This window comes from Joostella atrarenae, assembly GCF_021764745.1.
In the GTDB taxonomy this organism is placed as follows: domain Bacteria; phylum Bacteroidota; class Bacteroidia; order Flavobacteriales; family Flavobacteriaceae; genus Galbibacter; species Galbibacter atrarenae.
In genome coordinates this window covers 155,876-180,831 of the sequence record NZ_JAETXX010000003.1, presented here as the reverse complement: position 1 = coordinate 180,831, position 24,956 = coordinate 155,876, and the positions used below count along the sequence as shown (strand labels likewise).

At 31.1% G+C, this 24,956-nt stretch carries 25 protein-coding genes, 1 tRNA gene and 2 pseudogenes; 10 read left to right on the top strand and 18 right to left on the bottom strand.

Features of this window, described 5'->3' with window-relative positions:
• The first annotated feature begins 4 nt into the window (after nucleotides 1-4).
• Nucleotides 5-1,033: a MobB family relaxase gene (gene mobB / locus JM658_RS07550; RefSeq protein ID WP_236958643.1), complete on the top strand. Its 1,029-nt coding sequence runs from the start codon at nucleotides 5-7 to the stop codon at nucleotides 1,031-1,033.
• Between the two features lie 166 nt (nucleotides 1,034-1,199).
• On the top strand, nucleotides 1,200-2,630 hold the full coding sequence (locus JM658_RS07545) for a type IV secretory system conjugative DNA transfer family protein (protein WP_394800468.1): 1,431 nt from the start codon (nucleotides 1,200-1,202) through the stop codon (nucleotides 2,628-2,630).
• A 77-nt stretch (nucleotides 2,631-2,707) separates the two neighbouring features.
• Here JM658_RS07545 and JM658_RS07540 read toward each other — a convergent pair whose 3' ends face one another.
• The 7 genes and pseudogenes from JM658_RS07540 to JM658_RS07510 all read right to left on the bottom strand — a co-directional run bounded on the left by JM658_RS07540 (nucleotide 2,708) and on the right by JM658_RS07510 (nucleotide 9,446).
• Complete coding sequence (locus tag JM658_RS07540; RefSeq protein ID WP_236958641.1) at nucleotides 2,708-3,073, bottom strand: hypothetical protein; 366 nt, start codon at nucleotides 3,071-3,073, stop codon at nucleotides 2,708-2,710.
• Between the two features lie 7 nt (nucleotides 3,074-3,080).
• Nucleotides 3,081-3,915 (bottom strand): annotated as a pseudogene (locus JM658_RS17305) (DUF4138 domain-containing protein).
• Between the two features lie 30 nt (nucleotides 3,916-3,945).
• Entirely contained in the window at nucleotides 3,946-4,875 is a 930-nt protein-coding gene (gene traM / locus JM658_RS07530; RefSeq protein WP_236958640.1) for a conjugative transposon protein TraM, read from the bottom strand.
• Between the two features lie 111 nt (nucleotides 4,876-4,986).
• Nucleotides 4,987-5,604 (bottom strand): conjugal transfer protein TraK, encoded by a 618-nt coding sequence (locus JM658_RS07525; RefSeq protein ID WP_236958639.1) that lies wholly within the window; start codon nucleotides 5,602-5,604, stop codon nucleotides 4,987-4,989.
• Between the two features lie 20 nt (nucleotides 5,605-5,624).
• Nucleotides 5,625-6,467 carry a hypothetical protein gene (locus JM658_RS07520; RefSeq protein ID WP_236958638.1) on the bottom strand — a complete coding sequence of 281 codons (843 nt, stop codon included), beginning with the start codon at nucleotides 6,465-6,467 and terminating at the stop codon, nucleotides 5,625-5,627.
• Between the two features lie 2 nt (nucleotides 6,468-6,469).
• Nucleotides 6,470-7,039: pseudogene (locus JM658_RS07515) on the bottom strand (conjugal transfer protein).
• A 4-nt stretch (nucleotides 7,040-7,043) separates the two neighbouring features.
• Nucleotides 7,044-9,446 carry a TraG family conjugative transposon ATPase gene (locus tag JM658_RS07510; RefSeq protein ID WP_236958637.1) on the bottom strand — a complete coding sequence of 801 codons (2,403 nt, stop codon included), beginning with the start codon at nucleotides 9,444-9,446 and terminating at the stop codon, nucleotides 7,044-7,046.
• A gap of 89 nt (nucleotides 9,447-9,535) precedes the next feature.
• Here JM658_RS07510 and JM658_RS17190 point away from each other — a divergent pair, with 89 nt between their 5' ends.
• Nucleotides 9,536-9,700 carry a hypothetical protein gene (locus JM658_RS17190; protein ID WP_317207858.1) on the top strand — a complete coding sequence of 55 codons (165 nt, stop codon included), beginning with the start codon at nucleotides 9,536-9,538 and terminating at the stop codon, nucleotides 9,698-9,700.
• Nucleotides 9,701-9,749: 49 nt separating this feature from the next.
• Here JM658_RS17190 and JM658_RS07500 read toward each other — a convergent pair whose 3' ends face one another.
• Entirely contained in the window at nucleotides 9,750-10,037 is a 288-nt protein-coding gene (locus JM658_RS07500) for a hypothetical protein (RefSeq protein ID WP_236958635.1), read from the bottom strand.
• 199 nt (nucleotides 10,038-10,236) lie between these two features.
• Here JM658_RS07500 and JM658_RS07495 point away from each other — a divergent pair, with 199 nt between their 5' ends.
• From JM658_RS07495 to JM658_RS07475, 5 genes are all read left to right on the top strand, one after another.
• Nucleotides 10,237-10,890, top strand: coding sequence for an N-acetylmuramoyl-L-alanine amidase family protein (locus tag JM658_RS07495; protein WP_236958634.1), 654 nt, complete (start codon nucleotides 10,237-10,239; stop codon nucleotides 10,888-10,890).
• A gap of 242 nt (nucleotides 10,891-11,132) precedes the next feature.
• Nucleotides 11,133-12,203, top strand: a complete 1,071-nt coding sequence (locus JM658_RS07490; RefSeq protein WP_236958633.1) for a ComEC/Rec2 family competence protein — start codon at nucleotides 11,133-11,135, stop codon at nucleotides 12,201-12,203.
• The gene (locus JM658_RS07485) at nucleotides 12,193-13,290 is read left to right on the top strand and encodes a trypsin-like serine protease (RefSeq protein WP_236958632.1); all 1,098 of its coding nucleotides are present in this window, start codon (nucleotides 12,193-12,195) and stop codon (nucleotides 13,288-13,290) included. The genes JM658_RS07490 and JM658_RS07485 overlap by 11 nt, the downstream gene beginning before the upstream one ends.
• Nucleotides 13,283-13,738, top strand: coding sequence for a hypothetical protein (locus JM658_RS07480; protein WP_236958631.1), 456 nt, complete (start codon nucleotides 13,283-13,285; stop codon nucleotides 13,736-13,738). Before JM658_RS07485 ends, JM658_RS07480 begins: the two co-directional genes overlap by 8 nt.
• Nucleotides 13,739-13,744: 6 nt before the next feature.
• A complete protein-coding gene (locus tag JM658_RS07475) occupies nucleotides 13,745-15,862 on the top strand; it encodes an AAA family ATPase (RefSeq protein ID WP_236958630.1) in 2,118 nt (705 codons plus the stop codon).
• Between the two features lie 20 nt (nucleotides 15,863-15,882).
• Here the strand turns inward: JM658_RS07475 and JM658_RS07470 are convergent, their stop codons facing one another.
• The 7 genes from JM658_RS07470 to JM658_RS07440 form a co-directional block, all read right to left on the bottom strand.
• On the bottom strand, nucleotides 15,883-17,004 hold the full coding sequence (locus tag JM658_RS07470) for an exonuclease/endonuclease/phosphatase family protein (RefSeq protein ID WP_236958629.1): 1,122 nt from the start codon (nucleotides 17,002-17,004) through the stop codon (nucleotides 15,883-15,885).
• 56 nt (nucleotides 17,005-17,060) lie between these two features.
• Nucleotides 17,061-17,717, bottom strand: coding sequence for an ATPase (locus tag JM658_RS07465; RefSeq protein WP_236958628.1), 657 nt, complete (start codon nucleotides 17,715-17,717; stop codon nucleotides 17,061-17,063).
• Complete coding sequence (locus JM658_RS07460) at nucleotides 17,701-18,348, bottom strand: hypothetical protein (RefSeq protein ID WP_236958627.1); 648 nt, start codon at nucleotides 18,346-18,348, stop codon at nucleotides 17,701-17,703. The genes JM658_RS07465 and JM658_RS07460 overlap by 17 nt, the downstream gene beginning before the upstream one ends.
• The gene (locus JM658_RS07455; protein ID WP_236958626.1) at nucleotides 18,345-18,632 is read right to left on the bottom strand and encodes a helix-turn-helix domain-containing protein; all 288 of its coding nucleotides are present in this window, start codon (nucleotides 18,630-18,632) and stop codon (nucleotides 18,345-18,347) included. The genes JM658_RS07460 and JM658_RS07455 overlap by 4 nt, the downstream gene beginning before the upstream one ends.
• 263 nt (nucleotides 18,633-18,895) lie before the next feature.
• Nucleotides 18,896-19,723, bottom strand: a complete 828-nt coding sequence (locus JM658_RS07450; protein WP_236958625.1) for an RteC domain-containing protein — start codon at nucleotides 19,721-19,723, stop codon at nucleotides 18,896-18,898.
• Nucleotides 19,724-19,966: 243 nt separating this feature from the next.
• Nucleotides 19,967-20,872, bottom strand: a complete 906-nt coding sequence (locus JM658_RS07445) for a helix-turn-helix transcriptional regulator (protein ID WP_236958624.1) — start codon at nucleotides 20,870-20,872, stop codon at nucleotides 19,967-19,969.
• A 420-nt stretch (nucleotides 20,873-21,292) separates the two neighbouring features.
• Nucleotides 21,293-21,366 (bottom strand) — tRNA-Met (locus JM658_RS07440).
• A 156-nt stretch (nucleotides 21,367-21,522) separates the two neighbouring features.
• On the opposite strand from JM658_RS07440, the gene JM658_RS07435 reads away from it, so the two are divergent.
• Together JM658_RS07435 and JM658_RS07430 are read left to right on the top strand one after the other, a co-directional pair.
• The gene (locus JM658_RS07435; protein ID WP_236958623.1) at nucleotides 21,523-21,906 is read left to right on the top strand and encodes an START-like domain-containing protein; all 384 of its coding nucleotides are present in this window, start codon (nucleotides 21,523-21,525) and stop codon (nucleotides 21,904-21,906) included.
• 57 nt (nucleotides 21,907-21,963) lie between these two features.
• Nucleotides 21,964-22,812 (top strand): aminotransferase class IV, encoded by an 849-nt coding sequence (locus tag JM658_RS07430; protein ID WP_236958622.1) that lies wholly within the window; start codon nucleotides 21,964-21,966, stop codon nucleotides 22,810-22,812.
• Here the strand turns inward: JM658_RS07430 and JM658_RS07425 are convergent.
• The 3 genes from JM658_RS07425 to fmt all read right to left on the bottom strand — a co-directional run bounded on the left by JM658_RS07425 (nucleotide 22,809) and on the right by fmt (nucleotide 24,915).
• Nucleotides 22,809-23,369: a YqgE/AlgH family protein gene (locus tag JM658_RS07425; RefSeq protein ID WP_236958621.1), complete on the bottom strand. Its 561-nt coding sequence runs from the start codon at nucleotides 23,367-23,369 to the stop codon at nucleotides 22,809-22,811. The genes JM658_RS07430 and JM658_RS07425 overlap by 4 nt on opposite strands.
• 132 nt (nucleotides 23,370-23,501) lie before the next feature.
• Entirely contained in the window at nucleotides 23,502-23,774 is a 273-nt protein-coding gene (locus JM658_RS07420) for an HU family DNA-binding protein (protein WP_236958620.1), read from the bottom strand.
• Nucleotides 23,775-23,961: 187 nt separating this feature from the next.
• Nucleotides 23,962-24,915, bottom strand: a complete 954-nt coding sequence (gene fmt / locus JM658_RS07415) for a methionyl-tRNA formyltransferase (protein WP_236958619.1) — start codon at nucleotides 24,913-24,915, stop codon at nucleotides 23,962-23,964.
• Nucleotides 24,916-24,956: the final 41 nt, after the last annotated feature.

The window sequence follows — 24,956 nt, the reverse complement described above, 5'->3', positions numbered from 1 at the left end:
AATTATGTACATCACAATTACAGCCCAAAAATTAGGAGGCAATTATTCGCAGAGTGCTGCGGATTTTGTAGAGTATCTAGAGAAAGAAAATCAAGGTTTAGAGCAAGAAGAAATGGAACATTTTTTTAATCAATATGGCGATGAAATTGAAACCAAAGATGTGGTAAAAGAAATTGATGGCAATACAGCAAAACTCAAAATGAAAGAGCCAAAATTTTATTCCATTACAGTTAGTCCTAGTAAATATGAATTGAGAAAACTACAGAATAGTTCTGAAGGTTTAAAGACATATACTAGAGCGATAATGAATGATTATGCGGCATCCTTCCATCGTGAAATTAATGGAAAACCAATCACTGTTGATGATATCAAATATTTTGCAAAAATTGAACATCAAAGAACATTTAAAGGCACAGACAAAGTGGTTAAAGAAAACCAACCTTTTGCCGCTAAAATACTTCAACTAAAGACTAATATTCGAAAAATTGGAAAGCATCAATTAGCAGGTGATATTGAAAAAATGAAATCCGAAATAGCCAAACTTGAAGCCGAAGCACCACACCAACAAAATGGAAAACGGATTGTTCAAGGCATGAAAAAAGATGGCATTCAAAGTCATATTCATATCATAGTAAGTCGAAAAGATGCATCAAATTCTGTGAGTTTATCTCCAGGATCAAAATACAAAGCTTCGGTAGTTGAGATGCATGGTAAAATTGTAAAACGAGGATTTGATCGAGATGCGTTTTTTACAAAAGCAGAAAGTACTTTCGATAAAATATTTGGTTACAAACGTAACTATGCAGAATCTTATAAGTCAAAAAAGGATTTTATTAAAAATCCGAAGTTGTACTTCACAACATTAATAGGTTTGCCAGCAAGCGAGAAAGCAATGGCATTTAAAGTGCTTACAAAATCAGGAGCACCTATAGCGAGTATACCAACAAATCAAGTGCAGTTGGCGCTTAAAACAATTAGATACTTAAAACGTGGGATACAAATCGCCATTAAATCAAGTTCAATAGGTATATAAGATGGAAATACAAGGTGTCATATTTACAATTGGGTTATTAATTGGAATGAGTTTAGTGTTCGTAGGGCTTTTCAAAATAACGAAATATGCCTTTTTTGTAAACCTATTAATAACTGTAATTTGTTTGATATTACTTTTTAAATCGAGCCATTATTTAATGAATTGGATGCGACTGTTACTTTATTTAGGTTGTCCGCTTTTGCTTATCAATACCGTTTTATATGTATTTCTTCATAAGGAAAATGAAATTCTAGATTCTAATGATAAGCATCAAGTTCATTTTAAAGTCGAAAGTGGAAGTTTCAAAATAAACAACATAAAAAGAGGCGCTTCAATAATAGGTTCTGCAGGAAGTGGGAAAACTGAAAGTGTTGTTTTTAATTTTCTTCAGCATTTCAGTAAACATAAATTTGCTGGTGTGATTCACGATTATAAAAACTTCGAAATTACAGAAATGGCATTTCCTTTATTTGAAAAAAATGAGATTGATTTTAAAGTGATTTCATTCGATACAATTCATGATTGTGTGAACCCCATTGCACCAAGATATATGACAAATGAAGAAAGTGTTAATGAAGTTGCAAGGGTGCTAATAGAAAACCTTTTGGAGCAAAGAGAATCCGGAAGTATAGGTACAACAAAATTTTTTAATGATGCAGCTGAAGGTTTAATTGGTGGGTTGATTTGGAAACTTCGAACCTCATATCCGCATCTTTGCACATTACCACATCTAATAGCTATTTATCAATTCTTGGACACAGATAGTCTTATTGCTTTTTTGAGTACAAACACAACCTCGAGAGCTATGGCAGACGCCTTTATTAGTGGAAAGGATTCCGACAGACAAACCGCTGGAGTAAAAAGCACTTTGGCTAATGCGCTTAAAAAAATAAGTACGCAGCGTATTTTTATGACTTTATCTTCAGACGATGTGCCACTTGATATAAATAACCAGGAGGAATCTTTAGTTATTTCAGTGGTTAACAATCCGAAATACGAAACAGCCTATTCGCCAATTATAGCAACTATTATTCATACCATTACTAAGCAAATGAGTGTAAGAAATTCAAATGCTTCGTTTTTGTTGATGGAAGAAGCACCAACTATTAGGCTTTTAAATATGCACCGAATCCCAGCAACATTAAGAAGCTATAACATTGCCACGATTTATGTGATGCAAGATAAAATTCAGAATGATATGATGTATGGTGACAAAGCTAGTAAAGCGATTTTAAGTAATTTATCCTATCAATTCTTCGGAAAGGTAAACGACCCAGATACGGCTAAGTATTACGAACGCTTTTTTGAAATTGTAAAGAAAGAGACCACAAGCGTGAATCGAGGTTACAATCTAAATTTTGATACAAGAATAACAACAGGGGAGCGTGAAGTTGCCAAAATTAGAGCCGATGTATTTTTTAGACTAAAAGAAGGCGAGTTTATAACCTTTGCAGATGGAATGGATAGGAAAGTACAATTTAAATTGCCTAAAATTGAAAAGCGATTACCAACGCAAAAACAAGACTTTTCAGATGCCGACTTACAAGCTAATTTTGATAGGGTTTATTCAGAGGTGAAATATATTTTCAAAAATTAATAAAAAGATAAAACCCTTGATGTAAAATTTAGTTAGAAAATCCAAATTTACATCAAGACTGTCAAAATGTTTAGCTTTTACAAAGGTGTTTTTTCTCTGGGATCTCTAACCGTAACTTTCCATACACCATCTTGTTTTACCAATTTAAAAATCCCTGGTGTTTTATCAAAAGAGGTCGAGTACTTTACCCAAGCAACATCGCCTTGAGTAACTTCATTGATAAGTTTAAAATTAGATTCAGAGCCTTTTGGCTTCGTAAACATTTTTTGAAGATTGGAAAAAGTGATGAAACCTTCCGGAGTAGTGTGCTTTTTAAGCATGGCTTCTTTACTTTGGTAAAAACTTTCTGCGACGATTTCGGCTACTGCAGCAGGAGTTGAATTCGTTGTTTCTGCACAGGAAATAAATAAGAATACGATTGACCAAATGGTGATTTTATTCATGATTTAATTAATTGGGATTATTAATGTGTTTATGTGATACTTTCATTTCAATATTTCGTTCGCCACTTTTCTCGTTCAATTTTATAATGACCCTTCTGTCGTTAGAAAGCGAAAATTTAGACATAACATAAATAAATCTTGTTGTTTCATTAACCTTAATTTTCGAAGGCAGATGATGTTTGTAAATTGGCTCTTGATATAAACGTTGTAAAGATTTCCTTTTTCCTTTTTGTCGCGTTTCAATGGAAAGGTTTAAGAAATTTAAATCGTAATTTAAAGTAGAATTATTTCTAATTTGAAAAACGAAGTAGAGCTCTTCATTGTCAAAAAACAATGTTTTCAAGCCTCATGACAACACCATTGTTTCGTTTTATGTTCCTATCAAGGTATTGTTTTCTATCAAGTAAATAAGCGCAGAATTTTTGATAATAATTTGTGCTGTTATCAATTTTTTTCAAAAAAGGATTGGACTTAATTAAATCATCAGCTTTTGGTTTTTCATTCCCAATACTACTGGTCATCGGGATAAAATAATTCAGTTTTGAAAGTTGCGCTTTATAGCTTACAATGTACGAAAAAATTGCTCCGTTTCTATTGATAACCAGTAGATTACTTTCTTTTCCTTGTTTGGCTTGCAATAAACCAAAATATTGTTCTTTTTCGCGATTATAGGTAAATACAAAATTTTCAGATCCAGTTATCCCTTGTCGTATGGGTTCAGGAAAAAACAAAGCAACGTTTTTGGTATCGTTAGCAAAAATGGTATCAAGGGTATTAGCTGTTTGCGCATTCATTGAAGCGGAAACAATAATAAGTGTCAAAATGCTGATGTATTTTTTCATAAGAGTATGTTTTTAAATTTCAATGTGGACTTATAATCGGGGTTTTAAAATTAATTTGTAGTTGTTCAAAACGGTAACCTTCACATTTCGATTATTACGTTTAAGTACTTTTGTTATTCCGCCTACTTGTGGAACTGTTGGGATATTAATATCACTAAAAATATCGTCTAGAACTTCATTGGTCGCTTCAGCTCTAAAGTTATTTTCTACATAAATGCCTTCACTGCCATCTTGTAAATCGAATGCTTTTAGTTTTGTGGGATGATGATTGATGTTCTCAATTTCAATTAATGCGCGATTGGGCTGAAAGCTTATAAAGCCAAATACTAGCATGTTTTTAGGCATTATTTTGCCGTTGATAGTTGCTGCTTTAATAAGTCTCATTCTCAATCTGGTTTTTGCCTTTACAATTTGGTTGCCATCAACAACCACGTAAATGTTAGCGTCCGTATTACCTAGAATACTAAGCGCATTAGGTTTTGGGGCAGAAGCAAAGAACAGTTGATGTTCCAGACCTAATTCTTTGGCTTGAATTTTAAGTTCTCTGATTATTTCTGAAGAATCAATTTCTGCAAGTGTCTTTTGTTCGACATGCTTTTGTCCGAAGTTTAGATAGTTCTTTTCTGAGTATTGAATTTTGCCTGCTTCATAATTACTATCTACGATACGTTTCCTTTCACGCTCAGGCAACTCTGGGTCGTAGTAGCCTAAGGAATCAATTAATTTTTCATCATAGATACTAGGCGCATTGTTTTCACGGACTTCTTTTAAATCGTTAAGCGCATCTAATTTAGAGTCGTACTCTTTTTGGTTTTCTTCCAAATCTGGAATTAAGGTCTGTTTAAGGTTGTCATTTTCTTTGTCATCTTCACCCATTAATATCATGGAATAAGAAATTAGGAATATGAAAACTATAGCCAATACTGCTATAAATACTATTTTGTTTTTTTCAATTTTCATTTGCTTGTTATTTATTGTTTTTTAATTGTCAGATGTAATTCGCCAATAAAGATTTCGAGTAATGCTAAAAATTGTTTAGGCTCATTTCATAAGAATGGTATTAAATGCCCTTTATGGGCTTTGATCGTTCAATTTTTTTAAAGTGTTTTCGAAATAATTGGTAATTAACAAGCCATGTGGGTTGTTAGGGAAGTTTCGGTCAACCATGATTAGGTTTCCAGTAGATGCCAATTCATAGGTGTCGATTATTGTGCCTCTATTAATTTCAAATACCGTTTTAGTAGTGAAATTATACGCGCCTTTATTTTCTGTTATCTGTGAATCGATATGCAGTACCTTTTGAACTAAAGAATATTGTAATAACCTATTATAAACACCATCTGCTTTTTTCTGGCGGTATAGATTATCTACAGAACTATTACCCAGCCAAAGTGCCTTTTTTAGATTCTTTTCATAGTTGCTCGCATCGACGTTATAGAAGTAGTTGTGAAACAAATCTAAGTGCGCCAAAGCTTCGACTTTAAAATTTTCTTTTTGGCTAACGAGTTTCAGCGGAATAATACTTCCATCTGTATTAATGGCAAAGGCACTATTCATGGCATTTTTATTTGTGTTAAAAGCCATCCAAATAGAAAAAGTACTAGATAGTAATGCGCAAACAACTACTGATAAAACGATAAATCGATTCAGTATTAAGACGGTGTAAATATTTTTATATGGAGTTTTCATATTTTAATTTTTAATCTGACTTAGGCAGTAAATAATCGAAGTGTAAAGGATGTCGCGCGTTTATATAATTTGAATTTTAGAAATACGATAAAGCCAACCGAACCTAATTGAACAACAGGAGCAAAGAAACCTTGGCCAAAATCAGATCCAAATAAGTTGGTCCAGAAATTGGTATTTATTTCAGTATAAATGGCGTTAATAAATATATTGACAAGAAAGAATGCGGGAACTAACATATAAACAGCTGCATAGAGTTTGAAAAAAGTATATGCCAACGAACGAAATTTTTCAAATACTGCTAGACTTATTACCAAAGGGAAAAAGGCTTGCATAATCTCAAGAAGGAAGAAGCGTTCTGCTAAAAACAACGGATAGATAAACAGGTCAAGAATCCATAAAAAAGTACTTAGCATAAAAGCTAGTATTTTGAATGCATACAACGGAGTAATCAAAGCTTCATAAAGAAGTGTCATTGCCATGCTTGCAGCATCCAATAAGCCAACTTCTTCTTCAAGTGGTAGGTCCTGTAATTCCAGTGGAAGTAAAGCAGGAGCAGTACCTCGATATTGTCCTTCAATAGCAACCAATATGGCGTCGAAAAACCCAAGTACCTGCGTTGAAAATATCACTAAGAGCACCACCGCAAAATTCTTTGCGAGTTCTCCAGGACTTAAACCCCAAGAATATCCATCTTTAGCAGCAATACCTTCATTGTACTTTTTTAGAATATTAACTAGAAAAAATAATACAGCAAGCGTTTTCATTCCTGCAATAGTATATTGCGAGAAACTGCTGTTCTGTATGGTTTGAAAAACCGTATCGATATATTCTAGTCCAATTCCTAAAATGAAGGTTGCGGCCATTTCTAATAATTTGTTTTTCTGTTATTCACTTTATCCTGCATTTTTCTGAAGGAAATAATATCCTTATACCGTTTCGTTTTCGTAGTGATATTGGAAATCATTTGTTTAGATTCTAATTCTTTTAGTTTTAGAATTTCGGCACGTTCGGCATCCGTCATTTTTAGATAATCGCTGGATAGAACTTCGTCTATAAAATCCACTGTCTCTAAAGAGTTTTGAACTATGGCGTCAAACGATTCTGCAACTCGTGTGATTTCGTCTGGTTTTATGTAGGGGGAGTTTAAAATGTCTTTTAACTCATTTTGCATAACCTGAATAAGTCGCTTATTGTTTTTAGCAATTTCTTTAACCGCATTAAGTTGTCTTACAACGCTAGATACTTTCTCAATGGATTCTTTAGCATCCTTTAAGAATTAAACAGACTTAATCATTTGAGCTGTTTGTTTACCAGATTCTACAAGTTGTTTAATCAAACTAATAAAATTGGTGTTGTCATAAGTGGGCATGCCCTGAGCTTTAGTATTTAAGCAGAACAGTAAAGCGATTGCGAGTAATAAAATTTTCGATTTCATAATATTATGTTTTAGATGTGAATTGAATTATTGCTTTTTCCATATCCTGATGGGTTTCATAGAACTTCATAATGTCCTCGTTTTCTTGTCCATCTGTTAGGTAGGCAGCATAAACCTCTTTCGGAACTTCGAGTCTGAAAATGTTACTTTCCTTTCCGATTTTAATAAACATTTCGGTGTACTTTCTGGCGCCGGAGAGATTGTTTTTGATAGATTTTAATTGGTTTAGATCATGGCTAGATAAATGGAGTCTTTTAACCAGTTCGTCATAACCTTTTTCATTATTCAGACTATAAATAACTTGGGTATTTTCTAATATGCTTGCTGATGTTGAATTATTAGGAAGTTGATTAATGGATTGTAGAATAATGCCAATAGCTCCATTTTGTTTTCTGATGGCTTGATAGTAGAATTCTACACTTTCCAATACGTTTTCAAATTTTAGCTGTTTGGCAAACTCATCGAATAATATGATGCCTTTTTCAGCTCTGTTTTTCCAAATGGTCCTTTGGATGGCAGATTTAATCAACTTCAACATTACGGATAAGATTTCCTTATTATCCTTCACTTCGTCTAGTTCAAAAACAATTAATCTTTTGTCTTCTATTTTATAAGTCTGGTCTTCACTAACTTCAAATAGAAAACTATATAGACCATCGCCAACATACTCAGACATAACATGTAAGAAACTCGTAACATTAAAGTAGTCGGGATGGATTTTAAGGGTGTCCAGAAGGTCGTTCTGATTCCTTTCTATAAAATTATAAAACCCTTCCAACGAATGATTATCTGAAGTGCTATCGTAGTAATGGCGTAGTATTTTTTTTACTGAAACAGATTGTGCTTTGGTTACTTTCATATCTGAAGCAAACAATTCGAAAAGAAATACCGATAAATCCTCTAACCGTTCTGGGGAAAGGTCTTTTTTAGTGTTGATGTAAAAAGGATTGATGCCTAAATTCTTTCCGCTTTCATAACGTAGTACGGTGTATTTTTCAGGATAGAGTTTGGCGAATTTGGTATATGAACCACCCAAATCAATAATAACTAGACGCACTCCACTTTCAAAATATTGGCGTAGGATGTTATTGGCTAAGAATGATTTGCCTTCGCCTGTTGGAGCAAAAATGGCAAAGTTACGCGCCTTGATGCGCTTCTTTTTCTCATCCCAAACATCCTTTAATACTGGAATATTATGTTCTCTATCATTAAAGATGATGCCTGTTTTATCCGATTTGTAATTGGTATTGTTGATGAATAAGCAAAGTGCATGTTTTAAATCGGTTACGTATAAATCGTTGTTTGAGAAATTAGAAGAGAAGCAACAGTAACTATTCAGTATGTAATTTTTGCGTTCTTCGCTTCTTGGGTAGTAGGGGATGATATCCAATTCTTTAAATTCGGTCTTTATTTTAGAAGTTATTTTATCTAACTCTTTAACATCTTTCGACCAGTAGACAATATTGAGATGACCGCGTATAATTCGTGAATTGTCATCTGCATTGATTTGATCTAGGATATGCTGAATTTTAGTTAGCACCACTTTATTCTGTGAGCCAAAATTGGAACTCTTATTAAGTTCCTCTATTTTTTTATCTAGCAGCTTGCGCCACTTTTGTTTGTCATCCAAATAAAGTACCTGGTTAACAATATGGTTTTCATTAAGTGTAAGTCCTAGACCATCAATAAATCCTTGATGAAACACAAAATCGTCGGAAGTAAATTTCTCATTGGTTTTGCTACTTTGTACACTTTCTCCAAAGCATAATTCGCTGTTAATGGCAAGCGCATCAAAATAGTTTTCGCCAATATTAACGCTTTTCTTTTCCAATAAAATATCGGTATCAAACCCTTCATTGAAGCCATTGAAATAACTATTCGTTAATTGCTGAATAGCTTCTGGTTTTAATGGAAGAAATTCTATTTTTCTACTGTTATTTATAAAAGCAACCGAATCGTTTACCGAGTTTGCAAAGCTTTGAATGTTATCATCAAGTTCTTGTATAATGCCTTTTGAAGCTTTTCTAAAGGGATTAACGTATTTAGGATTGTTAAGCGCTTTGTTCTTAGTTAAAATGAAGAATAGATAACATTTATGCTCGATGTGTTCACGACCTTTAAAATAATCGTGGGTGGCTTTTTCTAAAAATGTAGAGTTTGGAAGCGCTTTAGAATCATATGATTTTTTAAGGTAGATGTTTTGTTTATGAACAACAGTTCCAACGGGCAAAGATTTTAAAGCCTGAAACCATGCAGCATGCATATCCTCAAAATCTTTTTCGGACAAGGAATAGATTTCTGGTAAAATCCCTTCATAGCATAAAACCACATTGCCATTGTTGGCAAAAACGATATGGTCTTGGATATCTACAATAGGTTGATATGCTGAGATATTAATCTTATTCATAATTGAAGTTGGAATTTCTTTTGTTACTTATAATTTTAGGGAAGGCTTTTGCTATTTGAAAAAGCTGTGGATTGTTTGATATTCGTGTTATGGCTACATATAAAGCTGCATTGAAAATGAGTATGCCAATTATCAACCCAAAGCTGAAAGAAAAAATGATGATTAATAGCGATGCCAAAACAGAAACCATCATTAAAGCAAATAGGGAGATGGGCAATCCAAAAATGACTGCCCGTTTTCTAATATTATTATAGATTTCGTACTTTTTCATACAGCTTTTCAAATTAATCCATCAACGGGGCATTACACCACGATGGTTATTAAGTAAGTGAAGATGCCTACTACAGCGCCAGCAATTAATACAAAGACCAAAACACGAGTAATCCCTTTTTTAAGGTCTGCATTTTCACCAAAGAAATGTCCAGCATTAAAGAGGAATCCAATAAGGAATATGACACCTAAAATGATAGGGAAAATGGTTCTAATGGTATCTGAAACATCGTTAACAGAATCTTCAATACCACCAATTTGAGCAAAGCTTGATGCAGATGTAAGCATAAATACGAGTAATACAAAAATTGATTTTTTCATAATGAATAGATTTTAAATTATTTAGTATCCATGCAGTACGTCATACTTCGTCGTCTGCTAAGACTTTTATGAAATCTATTATGAAATGAAGATGGAGGAGAAGAATCTCTAAATTTTAACGCTAGTTGTTGTTAAACTTTTGAAGATTATTAAGGAAGTGATTGGATTGTTGAATATTGTGTAACCTAAAATATTTGTTATGAATGCTTTAAAGCAAGTTTCGATTTCACTGTTCTGTCTATTATTTTTTAACTTTCCTTCTGCTCAGAATGGCAAAAATAAAACAAGAAACCTTGTTGTAGTGATAGATCCTGGTCATGGAGGAAAAGATGCTGGAGCAAAAACCAGAAATGGGGTTAAGGAAAAAGATATTGCTATGGGTGTCGCTTCTAAAATAGTTGAGCTTAACAATACGCTATATAACAAGCCTTTGCAAATATTCCTCACTAGATATACCGACACATTAATAGCACTTGGAGATAGAGTGCGATTATCTAATAAACTAAAAGCCGATGTGTTTATTTCGCTGCATTGCAATCATGCAACAAATAGAGCAGCTTCAGGAACAGAAATATATATTTTTCCTAAAAGCGAAGTGCAAATAGAAGCCTCTACAAATTTAGGCGTTACAATTCAGAATGGATTAACCGCTATACTTGGTATTAAAAGTAGAGGTGTGAAAAAAGGGAATTTTCAAGTGCTACGCGATAACATTAGTGATAACGCAAGTATTCTATTAGAACTTGGGTTTTTATCTCAAATTGATGAGGCTATATATTTATCTAAAGAAGATTCTCAAAGCGCTGTTGCTTTGGTTATACTTCAATCTATTACTAAATATTTGGGGATATGAGGGAGTTCTATTTCAAATTAATGACTATAGTGATAAAGGTTCTACATGTTATTTTAGATTGGATTGAAAAACTTAATGATTAAATGGTTTTTTTAGTTCAAAACTGATTCTATTTTTTAATTGGATAAGTTTTAGCGTAGGAAGACCTTTGAATGGTGAGAAAGAAAAATTATATTTACGCGATATTGGTAATAAAAGTTACCATAGAATTATTTATTTTTAATTTGAGTATCCAATCATAAATGTTAATAAATCAAACTGAACTTACTATTCTTCCTGCGTACAATGGAGATTCAATTCTAATAAAGACATTTGATAAAAATAAAGAGGAATTTATAATTCTGATTGATGGAGGAACTGCAGAAACTTTTGAATATTCTCTCAAAAAAAAACTAAATGAAATAAGCAAAATTAATCTTCTAGTTTTAACTCATATAGATTCTGATCACATTGGAGGGTTAATCAGATTTTTCAAAAACAGCTTAATCGATAAAATTGAAATTGATGAGATATGGATAAACCAACCTGACACTAAATTCAATCAAACATCAAATGAAAAAGCACAAATAAGTGTTGGTCAAGCTGAAAATCTAAAAGTCTTATTTAAAAAAAAGAAACCAAATTCAAAAATTCGTGAAATTACTATTGCTGATAATGTTATAAATATAAAAGGACTTGAATTTACTATACTTTCACCAACTGTTGAGATAAAAGATAAGCTTTATGAGGTTTACGAAAAAGAAAAGTCATTATTAAAACAAGAAAATTTAGAAGTTAATATATCTTCAAGTATAGCAAATTATTCAAAATCGTTAAAAGAATTAAGTGAAATAGACTTTAAACCTCACTCATCATTTAATAGCGATATATATAATTCTTCATCTATTGCTTTCATATTAAATTGCCCAGATGTTAATCTTCTATTTTTAGCTGATTCTAGAGCTGAAATAATTACTAAAAGATTAAAACAATTAGGACATGGAATAGAAAATCCATTGGAAGTAGATTATGTCAAAATTTCTCATCACGGAAGCTTAAACAACACCTCACAAGATTTACTCTCATTAATAAAATCAAGTAATTATTTAATCTCAACTAATGGAGGAACATCAAACCATAAACATCCATCAAGAGAAACTATAGCAAGAATTGTGTATAAAGCAAACAGAGATCATAAATTATTAAATATTTACACAAATTATAAAATTACCGACATAAAAAACAGAATTGGCGAATTTGTCAATGAAAATGATTTAGAAGAAGGTAATTGGAATATTGAATATAAAAACACTTATACAAAAAATGACAAATAACGAACCTGAAAAATATTGTGTGCGTGTAAAATGTAATGGTAATATTGGAAGCGGTGTTTTAATAGCTGGAGAAACTACCTTTTATGTATTTACAGCAGCTCACTGTTTAGGAGAAGTAGAACCAAGAATTGAAGACATTTTAATTGAAAAACAAAACGATTATAAATCCGAATTTGAAAACATTCAAGTAGTTACAGTTAGAGAGTTTGATTATGACAAAGATTTTGCACTAATTGAAATAGATTTTGAAGGAGAAGATAAAATGTTATATCAATATAATTTAGCTCACCAGTTTATAGCACAAACGGATGTTAAATTTTGTGGTTATCAAGGTGTCAATAATAATGAATACAGACCATTTCCAAGTAAAATAATAACAACAAGCGATTCAAATCAGTGTTTTAAAATTAAATTAACCGAAGGTGAAACTTTCCAACAAGGAGGAGAAGATGGGCATTTATTAGCACGAGGATTGTCTGGCAGTGGTGTTTTCACTATAAGATATAACACTCCATTTTTGATAGGCATTTTAAATTCTGTTGTTACAGATAAAGCTTGGAATGATGATATTAACTGCTGTTCTGTAAGTCACATTCAAGATTACTTCAGTTCGTACGTAGATTTATCTGATTTGAATGAATTAAGAAGTTGGACAGAAAATTTAGAGAAAACATATATAGAACAAGAAATAGTAGCTTTTGAAGAAAGTAAAAGTGATTTTTTTGAAAAACTAAGTAGAAAAAACAAAGTTATATATTCAGATATTGAAAAAGCAAATTCTATTACTACTAGGCAAATAAAAAGATATTTATCTATGCTTCAGAATATTAGGTTGTTAGAGAATGAAGCTCCAGATTTATATATAAAGTTTAAAGGAATTGTTACTAAATATGTGAATTTAGTAGAAGAAGACTATACAAGGTCGGTAAATAATAATAATGAAGCTTTAGATTTAAAACAAACTTTACAATATAGACTTAAAGATGAATTAGATTTTTTACCCAAAAAAATGGATATAGATTTTGCTGATTTTCAAATAATTGAATGGTTAGGTATGTGTACTTTAAACTTTACAAAAAATGATTAACATAATATTAGACGAAAAAAAAACATCTGTATCTATAAAGTATAATGCATATTATAAGCTTGTTATGTTACTCTCAATTATTAACGAATGTGGCAGAAGTAAAAAAGCTAGTTTACAATTAATTCATTTAGTCTTTTGGAGTTTACGTAATGATAAAAACTACCAAGTTTTATATGATTTAAAAAGAGAAATTAGAAATTCATTAATTCCTTGGTCATTTGAATTTGGTATTGAAAAGGTTTTGGCCTTAGGTTACATCGAAGAATACATACAAAAGAAAATAGTGAGTAACACTTTAGAAATTGAAATCACAAAAAAAGGTATTGATGTATTAAGTTCGATTACTGAATATGAATTATTTCAAGAGGAAATAGATAAAATAAAAAAAATAGGTAACATACCTAAGACTAAATTAAATAGAGCTAATAAGAATTGGAAATTAATATAAATCAATATGTTTAAAATAAATAAATTAAGAGTTGAAATCTTAACTAATAAAAGCGAAACTATAGATGATTTATATGGTTTTGAATTTCCCTTTAATCAGGGTCTAAATATAATTGCAGGTGAAAACTCAAGAGGTAAAACAATTATAAATTCATGTATATTTTATGCTCTTGGTATGGAGGAGTTATTGGGCGGTAACAATAACAAAGCACTTGACAAAGCCTTAAAAGATACATTTGTTATAAAAACAGATGGAATTGAAGAAGGTGATGAAGAAACAGGTGAAAACTATATTGTTAGTAGGTCTAAAGTTTTTCTAGAAATAGAAAATGATAAAAATGAAATTGTATGTTTAGAGCGTGCCATTTTAGCTTCTAATCAAGATGAAAAGCAATCGAATATAACAATCTATAAATCGAAACTTGAAAAGATTGATGAAGATACTGTTAAAGGGATATTTTTCGTTAATGGTAGAGGAAATAATGATGACCCTAATGGCTTTTACGAATGGTTGAAAGATTTTATAGAATTAACTGTACCAGATGTAAGTAATAGCAATGCTAAGTCAGACTATAGTCCTTTGTATTTACAAATGATATTTTCATCAATATTTATTGAACAAACTAAAGGATGGTCAGACTTTTTCGCGACAATGCCTTATTTTGGAGTCACAAAACCTAAAGAAAAGGTTATTGAATTTCTTCTGAATTTAGATGAAATCAATATTTCTACTAAAAGAGATACTTACAATAAAGAAAAAAACAGCATTACAGATAGCTGGAATAAAACCATTAAAGAGTTTTCTTATTTAGAGAAACAAAATAATGCGACTATAACTTCACTTCCTGAAACTATTACTACAGAAAAAAGAGAAATAGATTTAATATCATCCAATTTTCAAATTTCTGAAGATGAAGTTATTGGCTATAATGAGTATTTAAAAAACACAAAAGAATCAATTTCTGTTTTAGAAAAAAAACCATTTGCCACAATCGAAAGCAAAAAGGAAGAAGTACTTCATAAATACGAAGAAACTAAAATTCAGTACATAGAATTAAATAAATATATTGAAGAGTATGAGAACAATTTAAATATTGAAAAATTACAAATTAAAAATATTAACCGTCAACTAATTGATATTAAAAAAGAAATTAAGGAACATACAAATCTAATTAAAGTATTTAATAATAATTTATTTGATAATAAAAAAGAAAGTAAGTGCCCTACTTGTACACAAGTGGTAACAGAGGACATTATTTCCAATAATGAAATCACTATTCCTCAGTTATCTCTAGAGGAAAATAAAAGTTTTTTACAAAGTCAAAAATTAATAATAGATTCAACCCTTAAGAGTCTAACCAATACTGTTGAAGAGAAAAATAATTTGTTATTATATTTTAAAAATACTTTAAGAAATAAAGAGATCCTATTAAAGTCACTTTCAAAAGATTTAATTGCTGATGATAGAGCTTTGTCTGAGTCTGAGGTTGTTCAAAAAATTCAGTTACAACAAGAAGTAGAAAATCTAAATAAATTTGAATTACAATTAAATGAACTCAAAGAAGAGCTAATTAATTTAGCAAATAATCATCATAATATACTTATAAAATTAAATGGGCTTGAAAAATCTTATGATGAAGTAAAAATAAAGGCATTTGAGTCAAATTATAAAGATTTGCTGTATTCATTTGGATATGATAGTAACGAAAAATATCAAATTTCAATAAATAGAAAAGAGCCATTTAAATATTTTCCTGTATATAAAAGATATGCTGATGATAAGCAACCTCAATCAGTAAGAATTAACTCTTCTGCATCAGATTTTGTACGAAATATTTGGGCTTATACATTAGCTTTACGTAATAATGGTGAAAATCATCCAGGATTAATTATGTTTGATGAACCAGGGCAACATAGAACAAAGTTAAGTAGCTTAAAAGCTCTTTTTGAGAAAGTTTCTAAAGAGAAAAATAAGCAAACAATTATTTTTACTTCAATTGATAAACCATTGAATAACGATAAAAAAGAAAAAATAGATTTAGATGAAATAATTAATGATTTAGAAAAGGGTTCTTATTATTTAATTAAATTAAATAATCATAAAGTAATTAATTCTCTGTTTTAAAAGAATATTTGATTATTTAGTTACTTTGAATCAATCTTCCCCCAAACCAAAGGATGTTCACTAGCAGCAACATTTTTATTAATAACAGATTTATAAATTGACCATTGTGGGCGTTTTTCAGGCCAAACGGCTTTACGGTTTAAGCCGCTGTCGGTCATTTTATCAAATAAAGCAGGGGAGAAGAGCATGTAATCTTTTTGTTTTATGTTAACGCCCATTCGGTAGGCTCCTAATCTATGATAAGTAGCATCTTTTCCGTTATCGATTTCTACTTCAAAAGAAAGGTGCTTTGTAATGTCTTTCAAGTCGGTATCTTGTATTAAAGGCGATAGGGAATTACAATAAGATGGCGCATTAAATGTGCCTGCGATGATAATATTGGTTTTACCTTCAGCAATCAGTTTATTGTAAATTTTAGCGATATTAAAAACTTGTTTTTTTCGGATGTTATCAGATTGTTCTTTGTCTTTAGTTTGTAATTGTAGGTAAGTATTTAATAACCAAATTTTTTCTTTTGATGGTGTCGTAATTTCGTATTCTATAAGGCTTTTACCATCGTCGTTAATTGCTTCATTGATGTTGTGGATTCTAACAGCTTCTAGAATGTAGCCTTTTCTGAGTGCTATTCCCATTTCTAAACTATTCATAGCGTTACCTTGTATAACAAATGAGTGTTCAAATGGTTTGCAGTTAAATTCAGGAAGAATGAGCTGATTGAAGTCCTCAAACGAAGCTCGGTCTTCTATTTCTTGTAATATTAAAATATCAGGATTTACATCAGCAATAACTTGAGCTTTATGATTAATAGCGCCATTTTTTATAGGAACGGTTTGGAGCTCAATCCATCCACTCCAGTTTGTAAGTTCTCCAGCTCTGTTTTCTACTGAATGACTTAAACCTTTCATATACAGAAATCCTGCTTTGCGTCGTAAAACCGCATAGGGGCGTGGGCTTGATTTTTCAAAACCAATTAAAAATGAGAGTTCTCTTATTCGATCATGTTGTGGTAATGATTTTGAAGTTTGGAGCATGAGCGTATCAAGTTCTGTGATCCAATCGGTAAATAATTTCCCAACAGGTTTTTCTAATAAGCTTTTATCTCTATGGAATAAGTTCTGGATGTTAAATGTTGCTATTTTCATTGTAATTGTATTTGTTGCATTACCGTTAATCCCAATTGCTGTTGGGAAGAAATCTGTTATTTTCTTTTATCGTTAGTGTCTGGGTCAAATGCTACGAGGTTGAATAATTGCCGCATACGACTTCGTACTCTATTGCCATATAAATCCTCTAACTCTTCAGCATTTAGGTTTGTAGTAGCGTGTGTTTTAATGTGGTGGTCTATTAAAAGTTCATGACGAGAAAGTAATATTTCGCCCATAACGTTACAGTCTTTTCCGTAATGCCTTCCTGTTGGTTCTACTCCCAAATCATCAAAGCAGAAAAACTGTCTACAACCAAAATCTTCAATAGTTTTGTAGCCAATATGATTAAAACCAAATACAATATTCCGAGAAGGAATTAGAATGTATGGCCTTTGAAATGGCACAATGTGTTTCAGTAAAAGCATGAGACTTGTTTTACCGCAGCCTACAGGTCCTGAAAGTAAAATGCCTTTGTTGGGGTCTATCTCGTGCTTTTCGCAATTTTCTTTATCATTTATTAAATAATGACAAAGTTTTAAAATGATTGGATGGTCTTCTTCATGAATTTTAAAACCATTACCAAAGAGCATTTTTCCTTTAATGTCCAGATAGATTAGAATCCTGTCAAAATCGTAAATCACTTGATTACCATTGAATGTTCCGATGGAATATTCTTTATTTTCTTCGACTATTTTACAAGGGTTGCGCATAATCTTTGTTTTTATTGGTTCGCAGGTTGTCTTTTTTTTGAGAAACAGCATTTGATGTTTTATACTCATTGGCTTTAATAATCCAATTACTAGCTATAGCATGCCAATCTTCAATTTTTATTTTACCACCAATTTTCCAACCGATACCTTGATAATGATTGTAGAATTTCCTGGCTTCATTAGGCGACCATTTTTTGTTTTTAAAAAAATCAATGACTTCAAATTCATTTTTTGGTAGCTTAGTTTTATTTATATTTTCTATTTGTTTATTACTGTTTGTATTACGTATCAATGCTTGTTTAGTACTTGTTTCCAACTCCTTCACAACATGTTTTGAGGTTGTATCTAAATTGAACAACTTGATTTTACTGCCTTTATAAGGGTTGTGTGATGGGAAATATTTTAGATAATTCCATGAATCCATCTGTTTTAAACAGCGATGATAAGTTGCTGTCGAACCAATTTTTGAGAGTTCCATAACTTCTTGTCTGTCTATGTAAAATTCTTCTCGAAATCGATTTAAATTCCAAAATTGAAACAAAGACATATACAAGCTTACATGTGTTGTGTTTAACCTTTTGTCTGCATAGAATTTTTGAAATGTAGCATTGAGATGCCTTATATAATTCATACATCCTTAATTTTATTATGAACTCGATTTCCTGTCATTACTTTTTGAATTTCATCACATTCATAAAAAATAATACCACCCATTCTTGTATATGGTATTGTACCATTTACTCGTAAGTTTTGCAGCGTTCCAGGGCTGATTTGTAAAAGCTTCAGAACCTCAGTTGATTTAAGGTATTTTTTTAGATTTCCCTTAGAGTGTTCAAGGAGTAGTTTTTTTATGTCTTCGAGAAGTTCAATTTTAAAATCTCTAAGATCGTCTGTTGTAATGATGCTTGTTGGCATAGTAAATGGATTTAAATGAAAAGATTGGTGTTGAAATATCATATCATTTATTTGCCTATAGCATGATCTGACTTTCGTTTTACAAAATTGATGAGGTTTGATACATTTTATTCACTAGTTAATCGTAGTCCTGTCAAAATTTAACATATTGAAGAATGCTGTGTTTTGAATTGATTTTGAGACTCTTTTTGGTGCGATTTTATTAATTGAACAGTAAAATCATGGGTGTTTTATTAAATCAGGAGGTAGACCTGACTACGAATTTATTCGTCAGAATTATTCATATGAGTAAGTAGACCTGAAGAAAGGTCATCTAAGAATTTTGTCCGACTCATTTTACGAGCTTTAATTTCTGAATAAGTTTTGTAGAAATTACCCAGATTACAATGGAAAACCTTCTGTATAGATTCGGCAATTTCCTTTAAATCAGTATTACCATTATTAATAACTCTATTTGAGTGTAAGGCGTAAACTAGTTCTGTTAGCGCCGTTTTATTTGCTGTCCATTTTAAGCCGGAATCTTTAGTGTTAGCTTTGTTTTTATGAACACGAAGTTTTTCTAATTTGTTTTGAAGATATTGGATGAAAAGCTTGTAGGCTTTGTATTTACCTAAAAGCATATCACGAGGTGTACAGAATTCTGGATCTTGAAAATAGAATTTTGAAGAAGTAATGGGTAGGCGATCTAAATAGTCTCTAGTAAAGTATTGTAAATCAAAATGAGTTTGATTTGATTCAATATATTGACCAAAGTCCATATTATATAAAAAAAATCTATTTAGCTTATTAAGTTTTTTTTGAATGTGTTTCTTTTGAGATTGTTTGTCTGCTTTAGGAAGCTGAATTTCAAATGACCGTATTTCGGAAAAGTAAATGAGCTGTATTAGTGGGATTAATTTAACTTCTTTAAAAAATATGATTTCTTCATTTCTAGATTTAAAATCGTTCTTTATAATTTCTTTCTTAAATGTAGTTAGAAGGTTTCTACAAATTATTATGGATTTAGTTGCTTGATTAATCACTTCAAAAGAATTTGAGTCAATACTATTCAGTTCTTTTAAAAGGATACTTGTCTGTAATTTGAAGTCCATTTGCTTTCATTTCAGTGAGAATGGAATTATTAAAGCTTAGTTTTACAGTTATTTGTGATAAGTTTTTGAGAAGAAAAACGAGTTACAACTACCAGTTAAAGCTATTTCAGAAATCCTATTTACTCTTATTCAAATATCGATAGATGTATTTAGTTTTCTTGTTTAAGTATGTGTAGATTCTGTGTATTTAGCATGTGAACTTTATACGCACTTAACATTTAAAGGTATATAAACGCTTTTGTATTATTTTTTGAATTTATTAATGAACTCATCTTTATTATTACATCCTAATTTAATAAAAATATTTGAAGCATGCTTTCTGACCGTTCCATATGCAATAAACATATTTTTAGCTATTTTTTTGTAACAATCTCCATTGACCATTTGCAAAGCAATTTCGTTTTCTCTATGAGTTAAATTGTATTGATTATTAATGTCAAAAACAAGCGGATATGTATATTTTAACTTATATATATAACTATTTATTTCCATTGTGGTAACAAGGAAAAATGACATACATACTAAAGGTTGTGTTATTGGTTGATAATCTCCAAAATATGTAGGTATAGGCAAAGTAACAATGGATAATATTGAGCTTAAAACTAAATAAGTTTGAATTTTAAAATTATTTTGTCCCTTTACTTTTTCCTTAATAACATTAAAGTAAAAAATGAAAAACACTAGAAGAGACAGAGTTGGAAGAATTAAGAATAGACTTTTTGTAGTATCTAATGAGTTGGTATATAGGTATGGAACTAAAAATATACTTAATGCTGAAATAGAGGTTATTAAGGTTGAGTTTTTTGTTCTATATATTTTTATATTAACAGCATTGCATAAATACCAAATTAAATAAATACACATAAAACTTGAAATACTATAAGAAATGATTTTTTGCAAAATCGCAGAACTTGATAATGGTATTCTGGTTAGTAAAATATTTGATAGGTTATATAAAAGGAAGAGTATGGCTAAATATAAATGTCTGAATTTTGTTTTATCAGGTTTACACTTTCCGTTTAAAATAAGAATTATTTGATGTAGTGTAATTAAGCCTATTGAAATACATGTGAAAATGACAATCCAGTGCATGGATGAAGTATATTCATATTCTGGTGTGTAATTAAAATAACGATAAATTATTGACATGTAAATATTTGAAACAAAATATTGTAAATATTTTCTTAATAAAGATAGCGTATAATACTGTCAATAAAAAATCAATTGAGATAATATATAATGAATCTAAAGTTTTTTAATTCCATTAGCTGTTATGAATAAATTTTTAAAAATTGTTTTCTAGAACAAAACAAGAGCTCTTTATCCTCATTAAATACTAAAATTTAAGACTTTAGAACGTATTACGGTGGGTAAAAATGTAGGATTATTTTTTTAGATTAAATACAATTTTTTGCATCAACAAAACTAATGGGATTGATCCCAAATTAAATTTAATATGATTTGTGCTTATTTGGGTAGAGGTTTAAAAACAAGCTAAATGTTTTAGCTATGTTTTAGCAATAAAAAAAAGCCAAGAATTTTTTTCTTGACTTTCCTTTGTTTACCTTGTAGCGAGATCGGGAATTGAACCCGAGACCTCCGGGTTATGAATCCGACGCTCTAACCGACTGAGCTACCTCGCCATTGTTTTGTGTGCCTCACTTTTCGTGTTAGCGGGTGCAAATATATAAACAAATTGATAGTAATCAAACCAAACTCAAAAAATATTTTATTAAAAAAAAATGAAGCAAGTTAATTTTAAATAATTATATTGTCGCTTTATAAATTATGAATTACGTATGGAAGAGAAAGTAAAATATGAATTGGAGTTCCCTATACAGTCATCGCCTCAATTATTGTATCAATACATAGCAACACCTTCAGGATTGGGGGAGTGGTTTGCAGACAATGTAAATTCTCGAGGAGAGTTATTTACTTTTATTTGGGATGGTGCAGAAGAGCAAGCTAAGTTGATTAGAAAGAAAAGTGGAGAGCTAGTTAAGTTTAAATGGTTGGAGTCAGACGAAAATACTTTTTTCGAAATAAAAATTGTTGTTGATGAAATAACAAAGGATGTATCTCTTATGATTACTGACTTTGCAGATGATGATGAAGTAGATGAAGGTAAGATGCTTTGGGAAAACCAAATATCTAGTTTAAAACAAGTAATAGGTTCTGCTTAGGAATCTTTAATCTTTAAAAGTATATTTGTGCCTTGAAATTCTCAAGGCACTTTTTTTATGGTAAATTTTAATGGAACTTTATTAGAGGAAAACACGAATTTTTTAAATGAAGAGAATAGAGGGCTTCGTTATGGAGACGCTTTATTTGAAACTATTCGTGTAGTTAACAATAAAATATTTTTCTGGGAATCTCATTACCTACGCTTAATGGCTTCGATGCGTATTTTACGTATGGAAATTCCTATGGATTTTACAATGGAATTCTTGCAGGAAGAAATCGAAAAGACGGTTTTAAACAACGAACTTCAGAATTCTCCGGCTAGGATTCGTATTACAGTATTTAGAGAAGCAGGAGGCTTATATACTCCTACAAATAAGGAGGTTTCTTTTGCAATTGAAGCAAAGACTTTAGAAAACCCTTTCTATATTCTAAACGATTCTTTTTATGAGGTAGAGCTTTTTAAAGATCATTATGTAAATTCTGGACTTTTATCGACCTTAAAATCTAATAACAAAGTGTTGCATGTTTTAGCGGGGATATACGCTAAAGAGAATGATTATGATAATTGTTTACTGATTAACGAAAAGAAAAACGTTATCGAGGCAACAAATGGTAATATCTTTTTGGTTAAAGGAAATGTAATTAAAACACCGCCAATTACTGAAGGTTGCTTAAATGGAGTGTTAAGAAAGCAACTGATTGAAATTATTGGTAAAACTGAAGATTTAGAATTTCAAGAAGCAGAGATTTCACCTTTTGAAATTCAGAAAGCTGATGAGATGTTTATAACGAATGTAATTTCTGGAATAACTTCTGTTTCAAAATATCGTAAGAAAACATATAGCAATGAGATCGCTAAAAAGCTATTAGGGAGATTAAATGCTAAGGCTAGATTAATAGCTTAGTTTAATACTGGGTTCTCTGGTGCGTTTGACCAAATAAGGTAATCACCGCCTAGTTCCAGCATCTTTTCTTTCCAGAAGTATCTCGGTGCTTTTTTTATGATATTACTTTTGTGTTTGTTTTCTGAAACTACCCAAGAATTACTGGTTAGTTCTTTATCTAATTGCATGATATCCCATCCAGAATATCCTAAGAAGAATTTTATATCAGAATCTTTTATATCACCTTGATTGATAAGATCTATAATAGTTTCAAAATCGCCACCCCAATATATTCCATTCGATATTTCGATGCTATTGGAAATAAGATGTGGAATCTTATGAATAAAATATAAATTATCTTGCTCAACAGGACCTCCGTTGTATACTTTTAGAGATTCTGTTATTTCAGGAACAAGTTCATTGAGTCTAAATTCTAGTGGTTTATTAAGGATAAAACCAATGGAACCTTCATCATTATGCTCAGCGAGCAGGACTACTGACCTATTAAAAGCTACATCGCCAATTATTGAGGGCTCGGCAATTAACAAATGGCCTTTCTTTGGAGTTAAAGCAACCATAAGCTCTTTGTTTTTATTTTAAATCTATAAAAAAAACGTTAATCATCAAATAAAACTTATGTTTTTTTGCTTATAGGACAAAAAAAAAGCGTCGAAACGACGCTTTTAGATCATTATTTTGAGCTATGTCAATTAGTTCACTGCACCTGCTAATTCAGCACCCGCTTTAAACTTAACTACATTTTTAGCAGCAATTTTTATAGTTTTTCCAGTTTGAGGATTTCTTCCTTCTCTTGCAGCTCTTTTAGAAACTGACCAAGATCCGAATCCTACTAGAGAAACTCTACCACCTTTTTTAAGTGTTCCTTCTACGCTACCTAAAAAAGATTCTAATGCTTTTTTTGCTGCCGCTTTAGTAATACCTGCATCAGCAGCCATTGCATCAATTAATTCTGTTTTGTTCATAATTTTAAAGATTTAAATGAATATAAGGTTAAACATTTATTTAATTTGCTTCACAAAATTATACGGATTTACTTCCCACGCAAGTAATATCAAAGGAAATCCGAGTTTTTGTTAATAACTTGCGCATATTGTTAATAAAGTTGGTGCTTTTTTACTACAAATCTCCAATGTCAATCATAGTGCGGTTTTACAGCATTTTAGCATCTGGAGTGAATTCATACCCATTAAGAATGTCTTTTATAGCCATTTTTCGTTTTCCGGGTAACTGTATCTCTTTCAGTAATATATAACCATCTTTTGTGGCTACTTTCACCTCTTTTTTATCAGCTGTAATAGCGCCAGGTTGCTCGTTGTGGAGTATAATTTCCATCTCTGCGCCATATATTTTTATATTTATAGGATTTTCTTCTCTATTTTCTAAGAAACTCCAAGCAGAAGGATAAGGACTTAGGCCTCTAATTAGGTTATAAATGTCTTCTGTTTTTGCGTTCCAATTTATTTTTGTGTTTTCTTTATCTAGTTTATAAGCGGTTTTTAGGTCAGTAGAATCTGGTTGTATTTTTGTTGTAGTTGTACCATCTGCTATCTTTTTTAATGTTTCGACTACAAGATGAGCGCCAGTATTCATTAATTTATCATGTAGAACTCCAGCAGTATCATCTGGAGCAATTGTAGTTTCTTCTTGTAAGATTACTGCTCCTGTGTCAATTTTTTCATCAATAAAAAAAGTAGTCGCTCCAGTTTTAGTTTCTCCATTAATAATAGCCCAATTTATTGGTGCTGCCCCACGATAATCGGGAAGTAGTGAAGCATGTAAATTAAATGTGCCGTGTTTTGGCATACTCCAAACCGCTTTAGGAAGCATTCTAAAAGCAACAACTACATTCAGGTTAGCGTTGAGTGCTTTTAATTCCTCTAAAAAAGATGGATCCTTAAGATTTGTTGGCTGAAGAACATTTAGATTGTTTGCAATAGCGTATTTTTTTACTGCAGACTCCTGTAGTTTTCTACCTCTTCCTGCTGGTTTATCTGGAGCTGTAATTACACCTACAACTTCGTAATCGTTTTCTATGATATTTTTTAGGGTAGCTACAGCAAAATCTGGAGTTCCCATAAATATAATTCTTAACTTCTCGCTCATAATAACTGTATCAATAAATTATAGTCAAAGATAATCAGTTT

Coding starts and splice junctions, on each gene's coding strand:
- JM658_RS07455 (WP_236958626.1), bottom strand. CDS start 18,632: ATGCCAACAAGCATCATTACAACAGACGATCTTAGAGATTTTAAAATT.
- JM658_RS07450 (WP_236958625.1), bottom strand. CDS start 19,723: ATGGACTTCAAATTACAGACAAGTATCCTTTTAAAAGAACTGAATAGT.
- JM658_RS07485 (WP_236958632.1), top strand. CDS start 12,193: ATGACAAATAACGAACCTGAAAAATATTGTGTGCGTGTAAAATGTAAT.
- JM658_RS07465 (WP_236958628.1), bottom strand. CDS start 17,717: ATGCGCAACCCTTGTAAAATAGTCGAAGAAAATAAAGAATATTCCATC.
- JM658_RS07545 (WP_394800468.1), top strand. CDS start 1,200: ATGCGACTGTTACTTTATTTAGGTTGTCCGCTTTTGCTTATCAATACC.
- mobB (WP_236958643.1), top strand. CDS start 5: ATGTACATCACAATTACAGCCCAAAAATTAGGAGGCAATTATTCGCAG.
- JM658_RS17190 (WP_317207858.1), top strand. CDS start 9,536: ATGGCTACATATAAAGCTGCATTGAAAATGAGTATGCCAATTATCAAC.
- JM658_RS07520 (WP_236958638.1), bottom strand. CDS start 6,467: ATGGCCGCAACCTTCATTTTAGGAATTGGACTAGAATATATCGATACG.
- JM658_RS07435 (WP_236958623.1), top strand. CDS start 21,523: ATGGAAGAGAAAGTAAAATATGAATTGGAGTTCCCTATACAGTCATCG.
- JM658_RS07510 (WP_236958637.1), bottom strand. CDS start 9,446: ATGAATAAGATTAATATCTCAGCATATCAACCTATTGTAGATATCCAA.
- traM (WP_236958640.1), bottom strand. CDS start 4,875: ATGAAAATTGAAAAAAACAAAATAGTATTTATAGCAGTATTGGCTATA.
- JM658_RS07470 (WP_236958629.1), bottom strand. CDS start 17,004: ATGAAAATAGCAACATTTAACATCCAGAACTTATTCCATAGAGATAAA.
- JM658_RS07525 (WP_236958639.1), bottom strand. CDS start 5,604: ATGAAAACTCCATATAAAAATATTTACACCGTCTTAATACTGAATCGA.
- JM658_RS07490 (WP_236958633.1), top strand. CDS start 11,133: ATGTTAATAAATCAAACTGAACTTACTATTCTTCCTGCGTACAATGGA.
- JM658_RS07480 (WP_236958631.1), top strand. CDS start 13,283: ATGATTAACATAATATTAGACGAAAAAAAAACATCTGTATCTATAAAG.
- JM658_RS07425 (WP_236958621.1), bottom strand. CDS start 23,369: ATGGTTGCTTTAACTCCAAAGAAAGGCCATTTGTTAATTGCCGAGCCC.
- JM658_RS07430 (WP_236958622.1), top strand. CDS start 21,964: ATGGTAAATTTTAATGGAACTTTATTAGAGGAAAACACGAATTTTTTA.
- JM658_RS07475 (WP_236958630.1), top strand. CDS start 13,745: ATGTTTAAAATAAATAAATTAAGAGTTGAAATCTTAACTAATAAAAGC.
- JM658_RS07540 (WP_236958641.1), bottom strand. CDS start 3,073: ATGAATAAAATCACCATTTGGTCAATCGTATTCTTATTTATTTCCTGT.
- JM658_RS07445 (WP_236958624.1), bottom strand. CDS start 20,872: ATGTCAATAATTTATCGTTATTTTAATTACACACCAGAATATGAATAT.
- JM658_RS07500 (WP_236958635.1), bottom strand. CDS start 10,037: ATGAAAAAATCAATTTTTGTATTACTCGTATTTATGCTTACATCTGCA.
- fmt (WP_236958619.1), bottom strand. CDS start 24,915: ATGAGCGAGAAGTTAAGAATTATATTTATGGGAACTCCAGATTTTGCT.
- JM658_RS07495 (WP_236958634.1), top strand. CDS start 10,237: ATGAATGCTTTAAAGCAAGTTTCGATTTCACTGTTCTGTCTATTATTT.
- JM658_RS07460 (WP_236958627.1), bottom strand. CDS start 18,348: ATGAATTATATAAGGCATCTCAATGCTACATTTCAAAAATTCTATGCA.
- JM658_RS07420 (WP_236958620.1), bottom strand. CDS start 23,774: ATGAACAAAACAGAATTAATTGATGCAATGGCTGCTGATGCAGGTATT.